14 protein-coding genes, 1 tRNA gene and 1 rRNA gene are annotated in these 18,616 nt (G+C 38.0%); 7 read left to right on the plus strand and 9 right to left on the minus strand.

Annotated elements, in window-relative coordinates:
• Nucleotides 1–116 precede the first annotated feature (116 nt).
• The gene (locus PN497_RS11175) at nucleotides 117–302 is read left to right on the plus strand and encodes a hypothetical protein (RefSeq protein ID WP_096567675.1); all 186 of its coding nucleotides are present in this window, start codon (nucleotides 117–119) and stop codon (nucleotides 300–302) included.
• 42 nt (nucleotides 303–344) lie between these two features.
• On the opposite strand, the gene ftsH is transcribed toward PN497_RS11175, so the two are convergent.
• Entirely contained in the window at nucleotides 345–2,288 is a 1,944-nt protein-coding gene (gene ftsH, locus PN497_RS11180) for an ATP-dependent zinc metalloprotease FtsH (protein WP_096567677.1), read from the minus strand.
• A gap of 862 nt (nucleotides 2,289–3,150) precedes the next feature.
• Here ftsH and PN497_RS11190 point away from each other — a divergent pair.
• Together PN497_RS11190 and PN497_RS11195 are read left to right on the plus strand one after the other, a co-directional pair.
• Nucleotides 3,151–4,275, plus strand: a complete 1,125-nt coding sequence (locus PN497_RS11190; RefSeq protein ID WP_096567681.1) for an AI-2E family transporter — start codon at nucleotides 3,151–3,153, stop codon at nucleotides 4,273–4,275.
• Between the two features lie 91 nt (nucleotides 4,276–4,366).
• Complete coding sequence (locus PN497_RS11195; protein ID WP_096567683.1) at nucleotides 4,367–4,939, plus strand: Uma2 family endonuclease; 573 nt, start codon at nucleotides 4,367–4,369, stop codon at nucleotides 4,937–4,939.
• 22 nt (nucleotides 4,940–4,961) lie between these two features.
• Here PN497_RS11195 and PN497_RS11200 read toward each other — a convergent pair whose 3' ends face one another.
• Complete coding sequence (locus tag PN497_RS11200) at nucleotides 4,962–5,885, minus strand: LysR substrate-binding domain-containing protein (RefSeq protein WP_096567684.1); 924 nt, start codon at nucleotides 5,883–5,885, stop codon at nucleotides 4,962–4,964.
• Nucleotides 5,886–6,018: 133 nt separating this feature from the next.
• Here PN497_RS11200 and PN497_RS11205 point away from each other — a divergent pair, with 133 nt between their 5' ends.
• A complete protein-coding gene (locus PN497_RS11205) occupies nucleotides 6,019–6,909 on the plus strand; it encodes an aspartoacylase (protein ID WP_096567686.1) in 891 nt (296 codons plus the stop codon).
• A gap of 604 nt (nucleotides 6,910–7,513) precedes the next feature.
• Here PN497_RS11205 and PN497_RS11210 read toward each other — a convergent pair.
• Nucleotides 7,514–8,620 (minus strand): peptidylprolyl isomerase, encoded by a 1,107-nt coding sequence (locus PN497_RS11210; RefSeq protein ID WP_096567690.1) that lies wholly within the window; start codon nucleotides 8,618–8,620, stop codon nucleotides 7,514–7,516.
• Nucleotides 8,621–8,825: 205 nt separating this feature from the next.
• Here PN497_RS11210 and efp point away from each other — a divergent pair, with 205 nt between their 5' ends.
• Together efp and accB are read left to right on the plus strand one after the other, a co-directional pair.
• Nucleotides 8,826–9,383, plus strand: a complete 558-nt coding sequence (gene efp, locus PN497_RS11215) for an elongation factor P (protein WP_096567692.1) — start codon at nucleotides 8,826–8,828, stop codon at nucleotides 9,381–9,383.
• 171 nt (nucleotides 9,384–9,554) lie between these two features.
• Complete coding sequence (gene accB / locus PN497_RS11220) at nucleotides 9,555–10,082, plus strand: acetyl-CoA carboxylase biotin carboxyl carrier protein (RefSeq protein WP_096567693.1); 528 nt, start codon at nucleotides 9,555–9,557, stop codon at nucleotides 10,080–10,082.
• A 509-nt stretch (nucleotides 10,083–10,591) separates the two neighbouring features.
• Here accB and PN497_RS11225 read toward each other — a convergent pair.
• The 6 genes from PN497_RS11225 to glyQ all read right to left on the minus strand — a co-directional run bounded on the left by PN497_RS11225 (nucleotide 10,592) and on the right by glyQ (nucleotide 18,204).
• Nucleotides 10,592–11,206, minus strand: coding sequence for a GerMN domain-containing protein (locus tag PN497_RS11225; protein ID WP_096567695.1), 615 nt, complete (start codon nucleotides 11,204–11,206; stop codon nucleotides 10,592–10,594).
• A 556-nt stretch (nucleotides 11,207–11,762) separates the two neighbouring features.
• Nucleotides 11,763–13,571, minus strand: a complete 1,809-nt coding sequence (proS, locus tag PN497_RS11230) for a proline--tRNA ligase (RefSeq protein WP_096567698.1) — start codon at nucleotides 13,569–13,571, stop codon at nucleotides 11,763–11,765.
• Between the two features lie 263 nt (nucleotides 13,572–13,834).
• Nucleotides 13,835–13,919: transfer RNA gene (locus PN497_RS11235), tRNA-Ser, on the minus strand.
• Between the two features lie 83 nt (nucleotides 13,920–14,002).
• Nucleotides 14,003–16,357, minus strand: a complete 2,355-nt coding sequence (locus PN497_RS11240; RefSeq protein ID WP_096567700.1) for a ComEC/Rec2 family competence protein — start codon at nucleotides 16,355–16,357, stop codon at nucleotides 14,003–14,005.
• 201 nt (nucleotides 16,358–16,558) lie between these two features.
• Nucleotides 16,559–17,044: a DUF4079 domain-containing protein gene (locus PN497_RS11245; protein ID WP_096567702.1), complete on the minus strand. Its 486-nt coding sequence runs from the start codon at nucleotides 17,042–17,044 to the stop codon at nucleotides 16,559–16,561.
• A 275-nt stretch (nucleotides 17,045–17,319) separates the two neighbouring features.
• Nucleotides 17,320–18,204 (minus strand): glycine--tRNA ligase subunit alpha, encoded by an 885-nt coding sequence (gene glyQ / locus PN497_RS11250; RefSeq protein ID WP_096567704.1) that lies wholly within the window; start codon nucleotides 18,202–18,204, stop codon nucleotides 17,320–17,322.
• Nucleotides 18,205–18,514: 310 nt separating this feature from the next.
• Between glyQ and PN497_RS11255 the strand changes: the two genes are divergently transcribed.
• Nucleotides 18,515–18,616 (plus strand): 16S ribosomal RNA (locus tag PN497_RS11255); the annotation flags it as partial.

Consider the following 18,616-nt stretch of genomic DNA (forward strand, 5'->3'; position numbering starts at 1 on the left):
CGAAGGCATTGGTGAAAAGTTAAGGAAAAGGAGAAATTGTTAAGGGTGGTATTTGCAGTGAGCAAAAATAGTGGGAAACTCAATCTAGACAAGTAATTGAGCGATTGAGATCAGCCATGAATGCCAGCAAAAAAAAACCAATAATCGAGAGCAAAGTTGACTTTATTACGAGAATAAAGAAAGGAGCAGCAATTAAGGTAGAACAAGTATTTACAGATAGTTATGGATTGCGAGACTCTAATATACGTCTTGGTTCTGGCACTAAAAAGACTCCGTTAAAAATCAAAAATGTAGGGGTTTAGCGTTGCTAAACCCCTACCGTAAATCCCTACATTTATCGCACACTAAACCAAGAGCGTTTGCAACAAAGGTTTATCAGCATCTAACTGACCATTTCTCAACCATTCATCCATTTCATCAGGTGCTTGAGCTTGAGAAAGCTTTTCTCGTAAATAACCACCTTCGAGAATTTCCTTCTCTAATAATTCCTGAGAAATTTCCTCTAATAAATCGCGGTTATTTTGCAGAATACTCAAAGCAATGTGGTGAGCATTATCAACAATTTCCTTCACTTCGCGGTCAATTTCTTGCGTCATTTGCGGACTAATTGAACGTCGAGGATTGCCATAACCTTCAATAAACTGCTGTTGGACTTTTTCAAATGCAACAGGTCCGAGTTTATTACTCATCCCATAAATTGTAATCGCTCTTTCCGCTAAATCTGTAGCTTTTTGAATATCGTCAGCAGCACCAGTGGAAACTTTACCAAATACAATTTCTTCCGAAGAACGTCCACCTAATAAAGTGGCAATACGTCCACGAATTTCATCTTCTACCATCAAAAATCTGTCTTCTTCTGGCATTTGAATTGTATAACCCAAAGCACCTACACCACGAGGAACAACAGAGATTTTTTCTACTTTACCTGCTCCTGGCATTAATGCACCAACTATAGCATGACCGACTTCATGATAAGCAACGGTTTTTTTCTCAATTTCATTTAAGACACGAGAACGTTTTTCTAAACCGGCAATTAGTCTTTCGATAGCTTCATTAAAGTCAGCCATTAATACTGCTTGACGGTTATTTCTTGCGGCTAATAATGCAGCTTCATTTACTAAATTTGCTAAATCTGCACCGGCAAAACCAGGGGTACGAGTAGCAATAATTCCTAAATCAACATCTTCTGCTAATTTGACATTTCTGGCATGGACTTTAAGGATAGCTTCTCTACCAATTTTATCAGGTCTATCTACCACAATTTGACGGTCAAAACGACCAGGACGACGTAAAGCAGGATCGAGAACTTCAGGACGGTTAGTAGCAGCGATGATAATAACACCAGTGTTAGCATCAAAACCATCCATTTCTGTTAATAATTGGTTTAATGTTTGTTCTCTTTCATCATTACCACCAACGAAACCACCAGCACCACCACGAGATTTACCTAAAGCGTCTAACTCATCAATGAAAACAATACAGGGTGCTTGTTGTTTTGCTTGTTCAAATAAATCTCTAACTCTTGCAGCACCAACCCCTACAAATAATTCAATAAATTCAGAACCGGAAATACTAAAGAAAGGAACACCCGCTTCACCAGCAATAGCTTTTGCTAATAATGTTTTACCAGTTCCTGGAGGTCCAACTAATAAGACACCTTTGGGAATTTTTGCTCCTAAATTTGTGTATTTAGCAGCGTTTTTCAAGAAATCAACTATTTCTTCTAATTCTGCTTTTGCTTCATCCACACCTGCAACATCTGGGAATTTTACCCCAGTGCTACCTTCAGAATAAATCCGCGCTTTGCTTTTACCAACTGTTAATGCTGCTGGTCCTCCACCTTGACGACTCATTAAAAACGCCCAAATTCCAAAGAAAATTAATGGAGGAGCAACCCAACTTAATATAGTACCAATCCAGGCGTTTTCATTTGGTGGAGGTGCGGCAAATTCTACATTATTTTCCCGCAGAATTTTGGGTAAATCTAAATCAATAGCAACAGGTGTGGTTCTAAATACCTGTTCCACGGTTTTACCTTCAGGATTTTCGGTTTTGATTGCGTATTCAATGCGATCGCTCCCCACAACTGCTTTTTCCACTTTACCCGCTTTTACCTGATCAATAAAATCACTATAAGGAACTTGCTGCAATCGTGGTCCTAAAATACTGGGAACTATCAAATTCAGCAGCAATAACAAAGTTAGTAAAATTAGGAAGCTACCACCAAACTGTCGAATTTTTGGCGTTTTCATTTTGTTCTTATTATTATTATTTGTTTCTACAGGCATGATAATTTACCTCTATAAAATTTGCTCATTGCTAATGGCTCAATAATTGTCAATTATCAATTGTCAATTAACAATTACCTCTCCTTTAAATTCAGAGTCTTGAAAAAGCGGAATCTTGGACTTTTTCCCCTTGAAAGAGGAGGTTTTAAACCTTGAATGAAACAATTATCAATTGTCAATTGTCAATTTTGATGCTAATATTGCTGCAAACTAACTGACCAATCTAAAAATAGCCGTAACTAGCAGAATTACTAGAGCATTTCCCAAAGAAAATTGGTATAATGCTATAGCTATAGGTATTAATCTACCAATTACATTCAGAGCTACTACGGTAGGAAGATGCACAAGTAAAGTTTTGTGTCTGATTTCTATTGTAGAGAATGTTCAGAATCAATCTTCAAGTCTAAATTCGTGTATACCCTACCAAAAAAATGTGTATTCCCGCACTTTTATGAAAAATCAACTATTCTTCTTGGTGAAACTACTTCTTTTGTCAACTGTCATCTCGTTTTTGATTAAGTATGCAGGACCAATGGTGTTAATCCCAGGTACATCATTAAACGCGCTGATTTTAGTTTTGTTGCCTACTGTAATTCTGATAACTCTCTTACTTTGGCGAATGCTAACACAAAACCAAAGTAGGGGCGAAGCATTCGGAAAATAGCCTGGGACAAAAATTTATAATTGCTCGCCCGAATGCTTCGCCCGTAGGCTTTTTAAAGCACACCTGCAAACGTAATATTTGATCATCTACCAATTAATCAAATATTCTGACTACTGTACGGGTTTAGCAGTGCTAACCCCTACTGACTGTTAAATGACTACTAAAATTTCATCTTACCAAGGTTTGGGAGTTTAGTCTGTGAAACTTGGTCAATGGATAGGTTTAATCACCTTAGTTCTCTCTTTATATATATTGTGGCAACTGCGGGAAGTGCTGTTACTGATTTTTGCTGCTGTTGTGTTAGCAACTACCTTAAATCGGTTAGCACGAACTTTCCAAAATTTAGGCATAAAAAGTGGGTTTGCGGTTTTTTTGTCAGTGATGATTTTTTTAGGGGGTGTAATAGGTTTTTTCTGGTTAATTGTGCCACCTTTCGCCCAACAATTTCAAGAATTAACCTATCGAGTTCCCCAAGGTTTTGAACGTATTAATACTTGGATTGATGAACAGAGAACTCACATTCCTGAACAATTGGAAGTTTTTATTCCTGATATAAACAGTTTAGTTGCCGAAGCACAACCTTTAATTAATCGAGTATTAGGAAATTCTTTTGCTTTTGTTTCTGGTTCTTTGGTAATTGTCCTTAATATTTTATTAGTTCTAGTTTTAACTGGGATGTTTTTAGTTAATCCTAATGCTTATCGGAAAGTATTTGTGAGGCTATTTCCTTCATTTTATCGCCGACGGGTAGAGGGAATTTTAGATCAATGTGAGCTTTCCTTAGAAAGATGGGTATCAGGGGCTTTTCTTGCTGTTTGTGTAGTAGGATTGATGAGTTTGATCGGCTTATCGCTGTTGGGTGTTAAAGCTGCTTTAGCCTTGGGAGTTTTAGCAGGTTTTATGAATTTAATTCCCAACTTGGGACCAACTATGAGTGTAGTTCCAGCAATGGCGATCGCTCTTTTAGATAATCCTTGGAAACCTGTTTTTGTCTTGATTCTCTACTTTGTTATTCAACAAGTTGAGAGTAATTTTATCACACCGATAGTTATGGCGCATCAGGTATCTTTGTTGCCAGCAGTAACTTTAATTTCTCAGTTGTTTTTTGTGACTTTTTTTGGCTTTTTAGGATTATTTTTGGCATTACCTTTAACTGTTGTTGCTAAAATTTGGGTACAAGAAGTCTTAGTTAAAGATGTCTTGGATGAGTGGAAACATAATCATCATAATCATCATGTAGAAAATCAATTAGTGATGGTTTCTGAATCTTCTGATATTAATGAAACTGAGGAAATGGAACTTACAGCAGATGATGAAGATTAATTACAACATTCCAGCAAATAGATCCCCAAGTTCTGACAATTTTCATTTCACTTATAGGTTAATATACAACTAACATCTAGGGGTAATCAAGATGGTTAACACAGCAGTAAGAAGTCTCACTTTTGAAGAATACTTAAATTATGAAGATGAATCTGGGTTTAAATCTGAACTGGTTGATGGACAATTAGAAATTATGAATCCACCTACGATTGAACATTTTTTGATTTGCAAATTTTTGGAAAAAAATATAGATGTAGAAATTCAAACTTTAAGTTTACCTTGGTTGTGTTTTGGGGAAACTGGGGTGAGAACGAGTAAAAATAAATCGCGGTTGAGTGACTTGTGTGTGGTGACGGAAGAAGATGCGAAAGAACTGATAAATGCTTCTGCTGTGTTTGAGTCAGCACCATTATTAATTGTAGAAGTTGTCAGTCCAGAATCGGTAAAAAGAGATTATCGTTATCAAAGATCGGAATATGCTGCTTTAGGAGTTCCTGAATATTGGATAGTAGATTCTTTAGACAATAAGATTTCTGTTTTATTGCTAGAAGAGGGATTATATGAAGATACAGTATTTACTGCTAATGAAAAAATTATATCGCGGACTTTTACTGAATTGAATCTTACAGTTGAGCAGGTTTTGAATGCAGGTAAGTTGGTGTAATCGGATATTGCATTGTCAGCATTTAAGCTAAATTAGAAATAACTTCCAGGAAATTTTTCAAAATTATAGATACATTATTGCTTCGCCACACAGCAACAAGTTCTAATAATGGTGATTTTCCTTGTATAGAACGATAGATTACACCATGTCGTTGCAAATTTTGTACATTAGCTGGAAGTAGTGAAATGCCCATTCCACCCGCTACTAAACTCAGAACAGTTGATATCCATGCAGCTTCTTGTTTAACTTTTGGCTTAAAACCTGCATCTAGACAAAGACTATTAATTTGCTCACGCAAATTGTATAACAGGTTATTTGGTGGAAGAATAAACTGCTCATTTGCCAGTGCTGCAAGTGAAATACTCGTTCGTCTTGCGAAACGATGGTTTTCAGGTAAAACAATGACCAGTGATTCTTGAATAACGGGGATAAAACTGAAAAAATTATCATTATTGTGATTAATATTATCTAAATTATGCCTGTGAAAGAAACCTAAATCAATTTTTTTGTTTCGCAATTTGTCCATTTGCTCATAAGAAGCTAGTTCTTGTAAAATCAATTCTACTTCTGGAAATTTATCATGAAATGCTCTGAGAATTTCGGGTAGTTTACTATTGGCAATTGAGGTATTGATTCCTATATTTAATCTTCCTTTCTCACCGCGACTTAATCGTTGCCCTAATTCAATTGATTGTTCAACCTCATGGAGAATTTGACGGGCTGCTTGCAAAAACTCATTGCCAGCATCTGTTAATTTTAACGGGCGTTGGTGACGATCAAATATTTGAAATCCAATTTTTTTTTCCAGCCATTTTATTTGCTTACTCAGAAATCCCTGATCAATTTCTAGATATGCAGCAGCGTTTGTAAATCCCTGCTTATCATTTACAGCGATCGCATATTTCAGATGACACAGTTCGAGTTGATCCCAATTGGGCTTAGTCATAGAGCTAAATATACTTGTTTTATCGGCATTATGACTTTTTAGTCATGGAATGTTGCATAAATAAGATGATTGTATCATAGGTTTCTCGGATATCTTCAGAACAACACAACAACTTGTCACTGGAGAACCAAAAATGAAACCTGAAAATAAACTGAGTCGGGTGTTGATTGTCGGTGGAACTCACGGGAATGAGTTTACTGGAGTATACTTGATTAAAAAGTTTGAGCAATTCCCTCAATTAATTAACAGATCCAGTTTTGAAACACTGACGTTATTGGCTAATCCTCAAGCGTTTATAGCAGTAAGACGATATATCAACAAAGATTTGAATCGCTGTTTTATGCACCAAAATTTAGAGGATTTAACACTATCTAGTTATGAGGATTTACGAGCTAGAGAGATTAACTATCTGTTTGGAAAAAATGGTAAAACTCCTGTTGATTTGATCGTAGATTTACATAGTACCACTGCTAATATGGGCATAACCATAATTGTAGATAATGATGAACCATTCAATTTGCAATTAGCTGCCTATCTCAATTATATTAATCCTGCAATCAAGGTTTGTGGTTTGGGAAACTCTGGGCGAAGTTATGATTCACTGCGATCAATTGCTAGATTTGGAATTTGTATTGAGGTGGGATCTGTTCCTCAAGGTGTTTTGAATGCAAATTTTGTTCTGAAAACTGAAGCCATAATATACACAATTTTAGATTATTTGGAACTGTACAACCAGGGAAAAGTTCCATCTTTTTCAAATAACCTAATCTGCTACGAATATATAGAAAAAATTGATTATCCGAGAAACGAACACGGAGAAATTCAAGCTATGATTCATCCTCATCTTCAGTTTAAAGATTATGAAGTTTTTCATCCCGGTGATCCTATGTTTTTAACATTTGATGGTCAGACAATTAGCTATGAAGGAAACTCTACTGTTTATCCAATCTTTATTAACGAAGCTGCTTATTATGAAAAAGGTACTGCTATGTGTTTTACCGAAAAGCATCAAATCACAATTTAGAAAAAGTTGGAAATGATTAATTCAAGGGTTAACACTTATGTCTAAATTTCCAGGTTGTTCTGAATGGGTAACACCTTTATTATTTATTTTTTACATAATAATATGGAGGTCGCCAATTAGTATTTCTGATACTATCACTTGTCACCGACTAAAGCAGGGATATGTGAATTGTCGCCTAGAACATAGTAATTTGCCTGCATTTTGGTCTAATTCAATTACTGAGTTTCAACTTTTAGGTACTAAGGTTGAAACACCATATAATTCGGAAGGATGTCAGATATCAACGCTATACTTAAAAACTAACCAAGAACACATCAAATTTTCTGATTATTCTTGTAACACTAGTCAGGCAAACATTGATGCTACGGAGCTAAATAATTTCTTGTATAATAATAGAAACTTATACTTACAAATTAACCGAGATCAGAAACCATTTTTGGATGTAATGATTTGGTTAGTTTTTTATATTCTTTTATGGTTTCTATATGTGTTATTTTGGTTCTCTATTTTTGGGGTTATCCTCCGTTTCTGGGATTGGCTGAAAATTAATAGATTTTAGATTTCAGAATAAATCCAAAATCCAAAATCTAAAATCCAAAATTAATTAAGATGCTTGTGGCTGAACTAAATTTTCAATTCCTTGAACAACAGTAGCAGATTCAATTTTGTCACCAGCTTTAAGCTTATCTAAAATGTCCTTACCTTCAGTCAAATAACCAAAAACAGAATAACGACCATCTAAAAGATTACGTCCAGCAGGAGTTAATTCTGGTTCAAATAAAAAGAAGAAAACCTGAGAAGAACCACCATCTACATTACCTTCAGGACGTGCCATTGCTAAAGCACCAAAAGAAGAAAAAGGTAATACTGGCATATCCAGATAACGTCCAGCATCTTCCAAAGTAATACCATAAGTTGGTTCTTTGTCGCCTTCTACCAAAATTTCTAAAGGAACAGCCCGATATTTACCAGTTGCAGGATCAATAAAACCGACTTCTTTACCTTCAGGATCTCCTGTTTGTAATACATAAGATTCTTCAGAACGGGTAAATTCTAAACCGTTATAAAAACCCCGTTGTACCAAGTCGACAAAATTACCAGCAGTCACCGGGGCGCTATAACCATCTACCACTACAGTCAGATCCCCTTTATTGGTTTTAATGGCAATAGTAGCGCGGCCTTTAAGTTGAGGTAAATTACCAAACTTAGCAGGAACTTCAAAAGGAAATTCTGTCACCATTGACTCTTCTAACAAAGTCACAAGATTGAGTAATTTCGCTCTGCCTTCCAGAATAGGGTCCTTTTGTTTGTTTTTAACTACTTCTTGCAATTCTGCAATGCCAGATTTTAAATCAGCAATCCAAGTTTCGGCTTGGGGTTGGCGTTCTGCAGGAACGCTTGTTAAGATTTGGGAAGGTTTATCGAGAATCCGGGAAGCTTGGCTGAGGTCTCTGGAAACCGCCGCCCATCGCTTGTTGGCACGTAGTTGATTAGAAATATCTTCTAAACTAGCTTGCAGTTTGCGTACTGGTTGATTATCAATGGGCAGTGCATACCTTAACAAAGCTTTACCGTCAGTGATAGCGTTACCAGATGGCAGGGCTGCATAACTAAAGGAAGTCCACCCAGCAGTGCTTATGCCTACAAGTATTGTTACCAGCAGCATGGTCTTGAGGCTGTATTTCAGCCAGGATTTTATGAAGTTAAACATGGAATTTCTCAAATGCAGCATCAAATTGTTAACTGTATGAACTGGGAAGTAACCCATCATTCATCTTCCCATATTGCGGATTGGTAATGGGTAATGGGTAATGGGTAATGGGTAATTGGGTTATTTACCTTCCCTATTCCCTATTCCCTATTCCCTAATAACAGGTACAATAAATGCCGACTGTCTTCCAAAATTTGCAAGTTTCATGATCTCTAGTAATGACTTTCGACCCGGTGTTTCTATCGTCCTAGACGGGTCTGTATGGCGGGTGATTGATTTCCTTCACGTTAAGCCAGGTAAAGGTTCTGCCTTTGTACGGACAACTATTAAAAATGTCCAAACCGGCAAGGTTTTAGAACGGACTTTCCGGGCTGGTGAAACTGTGCCACAGGCTACTCTTGAAAAACTGACAATGCAACATACCTATAAAGAAGGTGAAGAATTCATCTTTATGGATATGGAAACTTATGAAGAAGGTAGATTAAGTGCTGCACAAATTGGCGATCGCGTTAAGTACCTCAAAGAAGGTATGGAAGTCAACGTTATTCGTTGGGGCGAACAAGTTCTAGAAGTTGAATTACCTAATTCTGTGGTTCTCGAAGTAGTTGAAACTGATCCTGGTGTGAAAGGTGATACCGCTACAGGTGGTACTAAACCAGCGAAGGTAGAAACCGGCGCAACTGTCATGGTTCCCCTGTTTATTTCTCAAGGTGAACGGATCAAGATAGATACCAGAGAAGATAAATATTTAGGCAGGGAATAAGCCGCTTTTTTGTGGATATCCCAGATCGATTTCCAGCCCTTGTCATCCAGCGAGGTTGGGGAAATGAACAATCTCCCGTAATACCCGAAAATCACACCAAATTTCTGGGTATTACCTCCTGAATTGGAGAATAAGATTCTGATTTACGGTTAGGTCGAGGTAAAAAATACTGTGCCATTAGATTTTAATGAAATCCGCCAACTATTAGCTACTATTGCACAAACTGATATTACCGAAGTATCACTGAAAAGCGATGACTTTGAGCTAACAGTGCGTAAAGGTGGAAATAATTCTGTACTGTCGGTGGGTCAAGCTCAGTTAGGTGGTATGGTTAGTCCAGGATTGACACCTGCACCAGCAACCCATACAGCACCCATACAATTACCAGAAATAGCTACAAGTCGTGATAATTCGGCTACAGCACAATCACCTTTAGCTGTTAACGCCGCCGCCTCTCGATTTATAGAAGTCCAGTCTCCGATGGTGGGAACTTTTTATCGCGCACCCGCACCAGGTGAAGCGCCATTTGTGGAAGTGGGCGATCGCGTTAAAGTAGGTCAATCAGTCTGCATCATCGAAGCTATGAAACTGATGAACGAAATTGAAGCCGAAGTCTCTGGACAAGTGATGGAAATTCTCGTTCAAAATGGCGAACCTGTAGAATATGGTCAACCTTTAATGCGAATTAATCCAGATTAATTATAGCAGCAGTCAGCAGTCAGCAGTCAGCAGTCAGCAGTCAGCAGTTAGCAGTTCCAGAAGTCAAAAGTTCCAGAAGTCAACTGTTCTCAGAGTCAGCAGGAAAACCCTGTTGTAGTCGGAGTTTGATTATCAATTGATGTCCTCAGCACCCTGTTCATTGTTATGTTAACGACTATTTGCGATCGCTGCGCTACAACTTGAAAAGAAGTTGATCAAAATTAGTCAGTTGTCCTTTGTCAGTTCTTTTTGTTCTGGAAAAATCATCAACTACTGACTACTGTACGGGCGAAGCATTCGGGCGAACAATGATCAATTTTTATTACAGGTTATTTTCCTGTAAGGGCGAAGCATTCGGGCGATAAATTATCAATTTTTGTCCAAGGCTATTTTCCTATAAGGGCGAAGCATTCGGGCGATAAATTATCAATTTTTATCACAGGTTATTTTCCGAATGCCTGTCTGCCGACAGGCAGGCTTCGCCCCTACTTCGCCCCTACGACTACTGACTAAAGAGGATAATTTTCGTTAAAGCTTTTACGAGTTAGTGGTTGTTCTATTTCCACACCTTCACCACCTAAAACTTCTAATGGCTTACCATTGACTTCAATGTAAACTTTGGCGTTAGGATTTAAACTAGTAGCAGTATAGACAACCTGCCCTACACGGCCAACCATTGAGGCACTACCCCCACCACTGGTAAAATCTTCTGATAAATTAACGTGAACTTCGTTATTGTCAGCTTTCAAACCTAGCAGTTTAGTACCTTGAGGAATAGTTGTTGAGTCTGTTCCTTCTGTTGGACCTGCTAACAAAGTTTCAAAAGCAGCTTCTAAAGCTTGGCTAGGTTGTGCAGCAGCAATTTTTATCGGCTGAGGAACTAATTCAAAGCTTGTTTCCGTTGGTTTGAGCCAATATATATTAGCAGTTTCTTCTTTCCCCGGCTGGGTAGTTAATGGCTGTTGTGGTTGTTTAATGCTTTGAGAGGGGTTTCCTGGTATGGGAGTTTGAGGAGTTTGGGAAGTCAACCAAGCTACCCCACCACTTACCGCCACCACCGCGGCTGAGACGGCTGCTATGACACCTGAAGAAATATTACGATTAGTTCTTTGTTGTTCATTCATATATAAAACCTGCTTGACAAAGGGCTGAAGTAGTGTTCAAGAGAGGAGTAGCCTGGCTAAATAAGATACGGATGCGTGGGTAGTTTCTTAAAATCTAGAGATGCCTTAATGTGTGAAAATTCTGCTGACTTTGTATTTTGCCTGTTTCAGCAATTTATCATCCTGCACCCAACTTTATCTTATCTTTAATTTTAGGTTCACATTTATAGACCGTCACATCAACTTTAATGTCAATCTCAACAATTCTTGAAATACGCACGCTCACAGGATAGATAGGTAAAATTATATTTCCATAAGTCAGTGTACAGTAACTATACTTGTCTGTATTTTTGCTTGCTCCTTGAATCTATTCTTTAATATCTTTAATATATTAATCAATTTCTCAATGGCAGTTTCCTGAAATTTGTGGGTACATATTTACACAACTTCAATTTTCGTGAAAATATTTAAATTTCCCAGTCTTTTCGCCAGTTTTTTCGTTTTAACTTTCTTGTGAATCGTCAAATCAAATACATATTATTGGCAGGCAAGATGCCTGCCCCACAAGAGTTTAATTTTATCCCTCTACTGCTTCTTTAATCCATTGTTGTAATATATTTACAACTTCGTCAATGGCAATTTCTTGAGATTCACGGTTTGCCCGTTTTACTACTTCTACTTTACCATTAGCAATGGCGCGACCTGTAACAATTCTAAAGGGAATGCCAATTAAGTCAGCATCTTTGAATTTTACACCTGCTCGCTCATTACGATCATCAAGTAAGGTTTCGACACCTGCTTTATTCAGTTCTGTGTAGATTTTTTCGGCAATTTCTACCTGTTGGGTGTCGTTAACATTGGGAATGGAAATAATAGCGTGATAAGGTGCGATCGCTACTGGCCAGATTATCCCATCTTTATCATAGGACTGCTCAACCGCTGACTGTGCTAACCGGGAAACTCCTACACCATAACAACCCATCACTAAAGGTTTTTCTTCCCCTTGTTCACTGGTATAAGTTGCATTCATAGCTTGGGAATATTTTGTACCGAGTTGGAAAATGTGACCAACTTCTATTCCTCTAGCTGTTTGTAGGGTTTGGTTGGGGTCGTGTAGTGAGCGATCGCCCGCTTTTGCTTTCCGAATATCTACTACAATATCAGGTAATTTAAACTGCTCACCCCAATTTGCACCAACCACATGAAAATTGCTTTCATTTGCACCAGTGACAAAATTCTTTAACTCCACAGCGGTTTTATCAACCAACCGCACAAATTTAGAATTTACCTGTTTACTTCCCGCAATATAATCATCACCTAAATCGGGTGCAATATAACCTAAAGGTAAAGATTTTGCTGCCCAAGTTGCAATTATTTCATTAGTGGGTACACTCAAAGAAAGAATAGTTTTAGCACCAAATTTTTCAGCTAATTTAGTCAACTCATTTTGTAATTTGACATCATTAACTTCCTGATCACCGCGAATATTCACCAACACCAAAACAGTCAAACCGTTATCATAAACAGTTTGATATAAAACATTTTTGACAATTTTGGTAGGAGAACATTGTAAGAAAGCACAAACTTTTTCTATTGTGTCAGTTCCTGGAGTTTCCCGTTTTTCAAAAGTAGTAAAAGGTGAAGTTTCCGCATCCGCAGGTAAAGAAATTGCCTTTTCTACATTCGCTGCATATTTCCCATCTTCAGTATAGAGAACTTCATCTTCTCCCGCATCAGCTAACACCATAAATTCTGTCGAACCAGAACCACCAATAGCACCAGAGTCAGCTTCCACAGCCCGAAAAGCTAAACCAGAACGGCGCAGCATATTACTGTATGCTTGGTACATATCCTGGTAGGTTTTCTTTAAACTTTCCTCATCCACATGGAAAGAATAACCATCTTTCATGATAAATTCTCTACCCCGCATTAAACCAAAACGAGGGCGAATTTCATCACGGAATTTAGTTTGAATTTGATATAAATGCAGCGGTAATTGACGATATGAGCGAATCATATCACGGGCAACTGTGGTAATTACTTCCTCATGAGTAGGACCTAAACCTAGTTGTTGTTCCCTTCTATCAATAAGGGAAAACATGATACCTTCAGCTTTAGTATAAGTATCCCATCTTCCCGACTCCTTCCATAATTCAGAAGGTTGTAATTGAGGTAACAAACATTCTTGTGCGCCGGTGGCGTTCATTTCTTCCCGCACTATTTGGGAAACTTTTTGTAAAACCCGCCACATAAAAGGCAGATAAGCATAAATACCGCTACCGATGCGACGGATATAACCAGCCCGAAGTAAAAGTTTATGACTGGGAATTTCCGCATCTGCTGGATCATCCCGAAGTGTAACAAATAACATTTGTGATAGTCGCATCGTTTTTTCCTTTGCAAATTAATTATTCATAAAGTACCTGACGCTAAATTAGCGGTAACTTTATCAACATTTATAATTACCTAAAAACTGTAAATTTGTCCTGCTTTTGCAGCTTTGCAGAAACCTAACAACAGTTTTCATCTATTTGTATCACATTCTAGCTTTTCTATTGCTTGCCATCTTTTTATCTTTGCTTCTTTGCGCCTTTGCGTAAAACATAAAAATTTGAAACGTAACTTCCAGACTGACAAAATATCTAGTAACGGAGAGGGGGGGATTCGAACCCCCGTTGAGTTGCCCCAAAACACATTTCGAGTGTGCCGCATTCAACCACTCTGCCACCTCTCCAAATCTTGATTCACTTCATTCCGTGAATAGGGGTGATATTAATTTATATCATCCCCAATCATACCATATTTTTCACTAACCTGTTACAAATTTGAAGATTTGTTTTCTGTGACTTGGATAAAAGCTTCAAAGTCAGCATCAGGAGTCCATTGAATAGCACCATCTCTACCTGTGAAGAAGAGTTTGGTTTTACCTTTGATAGCATCTAATGTTTTACTGTTAAGGTTATTATCAGATGCGATCGCCACCTGTGGTTGCAGTGCTGTTACCAAATCCTGTAAAGATTCTGATGGACACCAAAGCACCTGGGGAGAAGACAAATCACCGGTTTTAACCAATTGTGCTATTTGTTGAGACTTGATACTACCTACCAATAACCAATTTCTTCCAAAAATCTGCAATTTTAAAATTGGTAATTTTTCATTAGTGAATTGGGCAATAATAGCACCAGTGCTAATAGTTTGACCTAATGCTAAAGGCTGATAAATACCTTGCTGCTGTTGTAATTTTTTTTGAATAGCTTGAGTTTCCAGATTATTTTCTTGTTGAGAAAAATAAGCATAAAAATTTTTAATAGGCATTCTATCCATAATTTCTAACCAAGCATCATTTTCATTTGCCAAAAATTTGCTAGAAATCGCCCAATCAATTTGATTAATCCCTTGTTGTTGTAAAAATGGTAAAATAGTGAAACGTCCTGTACCTTCATCACCGCTATTAATTAAAGTTACCTTTCCTTGATCTTGAATTACTAAAACTGGTTCATTATTAGTTGCTAATAATGTGATTCGTAATAAATTACTGGTAGAATGCCAAGCAGGAATTATCAATAAAACAACAACCATTAAACCAGCAAACCACCATCTTTTTTGCCACCAACGGATTAAACAAGTAGATATAATTAATCCATAAACTACAAACATTTGCCAAGTAGATATACTACCTACAGCAACCGAGCTTCCAGGCAGATTAGCAAAAAATTCTGCTAATTGAATTAACCAATAAGTTGGATAATATAAAAAACTGGCTAACGTGCTACCTAAATCTGGTACAATTAAACTTACCAAACCACTAATCATACCTCCAATACTAATCACAGAAATCAATGGGGTAGTGATAATATTTAATGGCACACTGTAAACAGCAACTACACTAAAAATATGTAAAAGTAAAGGCAAAGTCCAAATTGTGGCAGCGATAGGAACAGAAATTAACGAAGCGATAGCAGAAGGCAGCCAATCAAAACGTTTAGTTATCGGTGTAGCTGTGACAATTAACCCCAAAGTTGCTAGAAAACTGAGTTGAAAACCTAAATCTCCAATCCAAACAGGATTAAATAAAAGTAATAAAGTAGCAGCTAATAATAAAGATCCTAATTGTTGAACTTTCCTTTCTAAAACCAAACCAATTAATGCAGCAAAACCCATAATTACTGCTCTAAGAATTGATGATTGAAACCCAGCTAAACATAAAAAAGTAAGTAATCCCAAACTACCGCAAAAAAACTGAATACCCTTGTTAGCTTTGCTAGTTAATTGTAAAATTATTCCCAAAATTAAAGAAGTTTGAAAACCAGAAGCAGCCAAAGCATGAGCTAAACCCACATTCACAAATAAATCACGAATATCATAAGGTAAATCTACCGCCTTACTACCTAAAACCATCGCACTAACTAAAGGACCTTCAGGAACACCTAACCAACGAACTTGCGATCGCACAATTTTTTCCCGAATTTTCCACCATCCCCATTTTCGCTCTTCATCAATAATATTAATCTGTTTACCAATCAAACCTGCAAAAGTACCTTCTTGTTTAAGATACTTCTGAAAATCAAAAGCACCAGGATTTTGAGCCCCTTTAGGTTTATATAACATCCCAGTGATCGCAATTTGTTGACCAGGATATAAACCAGTAGCTTGAAGAATAGGCACAGTCACATATAATTTACCCGTTACCCCTTTTGGCACACTTGCCGGACCCTGGTCATTTTTTACCTCATCCAGTTGCGTCGCATTCAGCCAAAATTGTCCCCTTTGACTGCGAGTTAAACGAGGAGTACCTATCACATCCCCACGGACAATTACTAACTGTTCTTGATTACTATTATTTTCATTAGAAACAAACTGACTAATATCTTTTGCTCCTGGTTGCGGTGTCCGCACTTGAAAATAAAAAGTTGCCAACAAACCCACCAAACCAGCTATTAACCATACTCTAGGATGAGGAGTAGTCAGCGGAGTATTAACCCCTGTCTTAGCTTTAGTGAGATAATTTTCCTGTTTATAGTTAATTTTCCGTAAATTAATAAAAATTGCCCGAAAAAAAACTGCTGCCAATATCCCCAGTGCTAAAATCCATACACCACCCCAAGGAACAGCTGTAAACAACAACCCTAAAATATAGGCCAGACAAATAATAACGCCACTACTCTGTATCATAAAAATTTAATTGCCAAAAGCACTTAGTTAGTAAAATTAATATAAAGAAGTAATTATATAAATAAATCAACTGAATTAAAAATAATTATTGTCGGTTGGGTTAAGCGACAGCACAACCCAACAAAATAGAGAACTGAAAAAAGACCTATTTTAACTGTGAGTACGGAAGCTCAAACCTCAGCGTAAGCGGGTTTGGGTAGTTCACAGAGATAGACCCAAATTCAGCCCCAAGACAGCATGAACAAACAAAATTAACAGTGCTGTACTTCCTAAATAAGCGTGAACTGCACGCAAACCTGCTTTATCACCAAAAAACCCACTCAGAGAAATTGCACCATTCACCAACAACAGCAACAGTACAAGAGAACCAGTCCAAAAATGCGGACTTTCAAACAGTGGTTGATGCTGCATCACCAAAGACAACACACCACCTGTATAACCACCTGCCAAAAAGATAAATAACCAAGGTGCTAACTGACGATGGGCGCTGCGACTTTTAACAGCAGCATCCTTATCTGTATCTTGCAGCAATTTACCCCGCCAACCAGACACACCCACAAAACTACCCACCACAAAAATCACAATCCCCATCATCACCGGATGTCCCCAATGTGTAACAGGTTCAGGAATACCCAAAGAACGAAACCAAGCTGCAATAGGTTCTAACGCTTCACTAATATTCATCATCTGACACACACCATTATTTTTGCCACGAACAGCAACTCCCCCAAAAACGGAGGAGTTACAAAAATTAACACTTTGCTTATTCTATCTCGTTGCCTGGTAACGAACATCTAGAACGTCGACTCAGTAATGCTAGGTAATCTGTTTTTACCTTGTAGGGGCGAAGCATTCGGGTGATAACCTATCGCTGAAACCAATTCATATTCCGTCCGAATGCTATACGCCCTTACGATTAATGAATCGGTGTTCTAGATGCTCTGCATCTTCTGAAACAGGAATCAAGCAGCAGCTTGTGAATTTTTCAACAACGGGAAACCCAACTTTTCCCTTTGCTCAACATATAAATGAGCCACCTTTCTAGCCAAATGACGAATCCTGGCAATATAGCGAGTTCGTTCCGTCACCGAAATTACACCTCTTGCATCCAGCAAATTAAATGTATGGGAACACTTAATCACAAAATCTAAGCTAGGTAATACCAATCCCCTTTCTGTGAGTTGGGATGCTTCCTGCTCATATATATTGAACAGATTTAACAACATCTCAGGATTAGAAGCTTCAAAGTTATAGGTACACTGCTCAATCTCACCCTGAAGATGAACATCACCATAGGTAATATAGTCCGTCCATTGAATCTTAGTAATAGCCTCCACTTGCTGGAGATACATCGCCAATCTTTCTAAACCATAAGTAATCTCAATGGACACCGGACGGCAATCAATACCCCCGCACTGTTGAAAATAAGTAAACTGGGTAATTTCCATTCCATCTAACCACACTTCCCAACCAGTACCCCAAGCCCCCACCGTTGCATCTTCCCAATTATCCTCCACAAACCGCACATCATGATCCTCTGGACGAATACCCAAAGCCCTTAAAGAATCAAGGTAAATCTCCTGGATATTATCTGGTGAAGGTTTAATCAGAACTTGATATTGATAATAATGTTGGAACCGATTTGGGTTTTCGCCATAGCGCCCATCGGTTGGACGACGGCAAGGTTCAACATAAGCCACTGCCCAAGGTTCTGGACCCAAAGCCCTTAAAAAAGTATGAGGGTTCTTAGTTCCTGCTCCCTTCTCCATATCGTAAGGTTGAGCAATCAAGCAACCACGCTCACCCCAAAACTGATGTAAAACCGCTATTACTGACTGAAAATTCACTATCTACTCTTCCTATGAGTCAACAACGCCTACACCATTGTTGCCTAAACCCAGTATTCTGAGCAGCTTCCAGCCATTAAAAAATTTTTTTCCAAAAACTTGGAAAAAGTAGTTGACATTCCAAGATAGGTTCGCTATATTGAATAAGTGCCTGAGAGAGAGCCGCGAGAGAGCGGGACTCGGAGGGACACCGAACCTTGAAAATATTATAGTTTGAAAGACAGTATACAACAAGTCCTGCGTCAAGTAAAGAAAATGATACCGGACTGAGGTAGTAAAAGAACAGTCAAAAGAGCTAAACAAACTTAACAAAACGGAGAGTTTGATCCTGGCTCAGGATGAACGCCGGCGGTATGCTTAACACATGCAAGTCGAACGGACTCTTAGGAGTTAGTGGCGGACGGGTGAGTAA

The organism is Sphaerospermopsis kisseleviana CS-549, assembly GCF_028329225.1.
GTDB classification, from domain to species: Bacteria; Cyanobacteriota; Cyanobacteriia; order Cyanobacteriales; family Nostocaceae; genus Sphaerospermopsis; species Sphaerospermopsis kisseleviana.

Excerpts from the sequence above, each read along its gene's own strand:
- PN497_RS11175 (WP_096567675.1), top strand. The coding sequence starts at position 117 with ATGAATGCCAGCAAAAAAAAACCAATAATCGAGAGCAAAGTTGACTTT.
- ftsH (WP_096567677.1), bottom strand. The coding sequence starts at position 2,288 with ATGCCTGTAGAAACAAATAATAATAATAAGAACAAAATGAAAACGCCA.
- PN497_RS11195 (WP_096567683.1), top strand. The coding sequence starts at position 4,367 with ATGGTTAACACAGCAGTAAGAAGTCTCACTTTTGAAGAATACTTAAAT.
- PN497_RS11200 (WP_096567684.1), bottom strand. The coding sequence starts at position 5,885 with ATGACTAAGCCCAATTGGGATCAACTCGAACTGTGTCATCTGAAATAT.
- PN497_RS11205 (WP_096567686.1), top strand. The coding sequence starts at position 6,019 with ATGAAACCTGAAAATAAACTGAGTCGGGTGTTGATTGTCGGTGGAACT.
- PN497_RS11210 (WP_096567690.1), bottom strand. The coding sequence starts at position 8,620 with ATGTTTAACTTCATAAAATCCTGGCTGAAATACAGCCTCAAGACCATG.
- efp (WP_096567692.1), top strand. The coding sequence starts at position 8,826 with ATGATCTCTAGTAATGACTTTCGACCCGGTGTTTCTATCGTCCTAGAC.
- PN497_RS11225 (WP_096567695.1), bottom strand. The coding sequence starts at position 11,206 with ATGAATGAACAACAAAGAACTAATCGTAATATTTCTTCAGGTGTCATA.
- proS (WP_096567698.1), bottom strand. The coding sequence starts at position 13,571 with ATGCGACTATCACAAATGTTATTTGTTACACTTCGGGATGATCCAGCA.
- PN497_RS11240 (WP_096567700.1), bottom strand. The coding sequence starts at position 16,357 with ATGATACAGAGTAGTGGCGTTATTATTTGTCTGGCCTATATTTTAGGG.
- PN497_RS11245 (WP_096567702.1), bottom strand. The coding sequence starts at position 17,044 with ATGATGAATATTAGTGAAGCGTTAGAACCTATTGCAGCTTGGTTTCGT.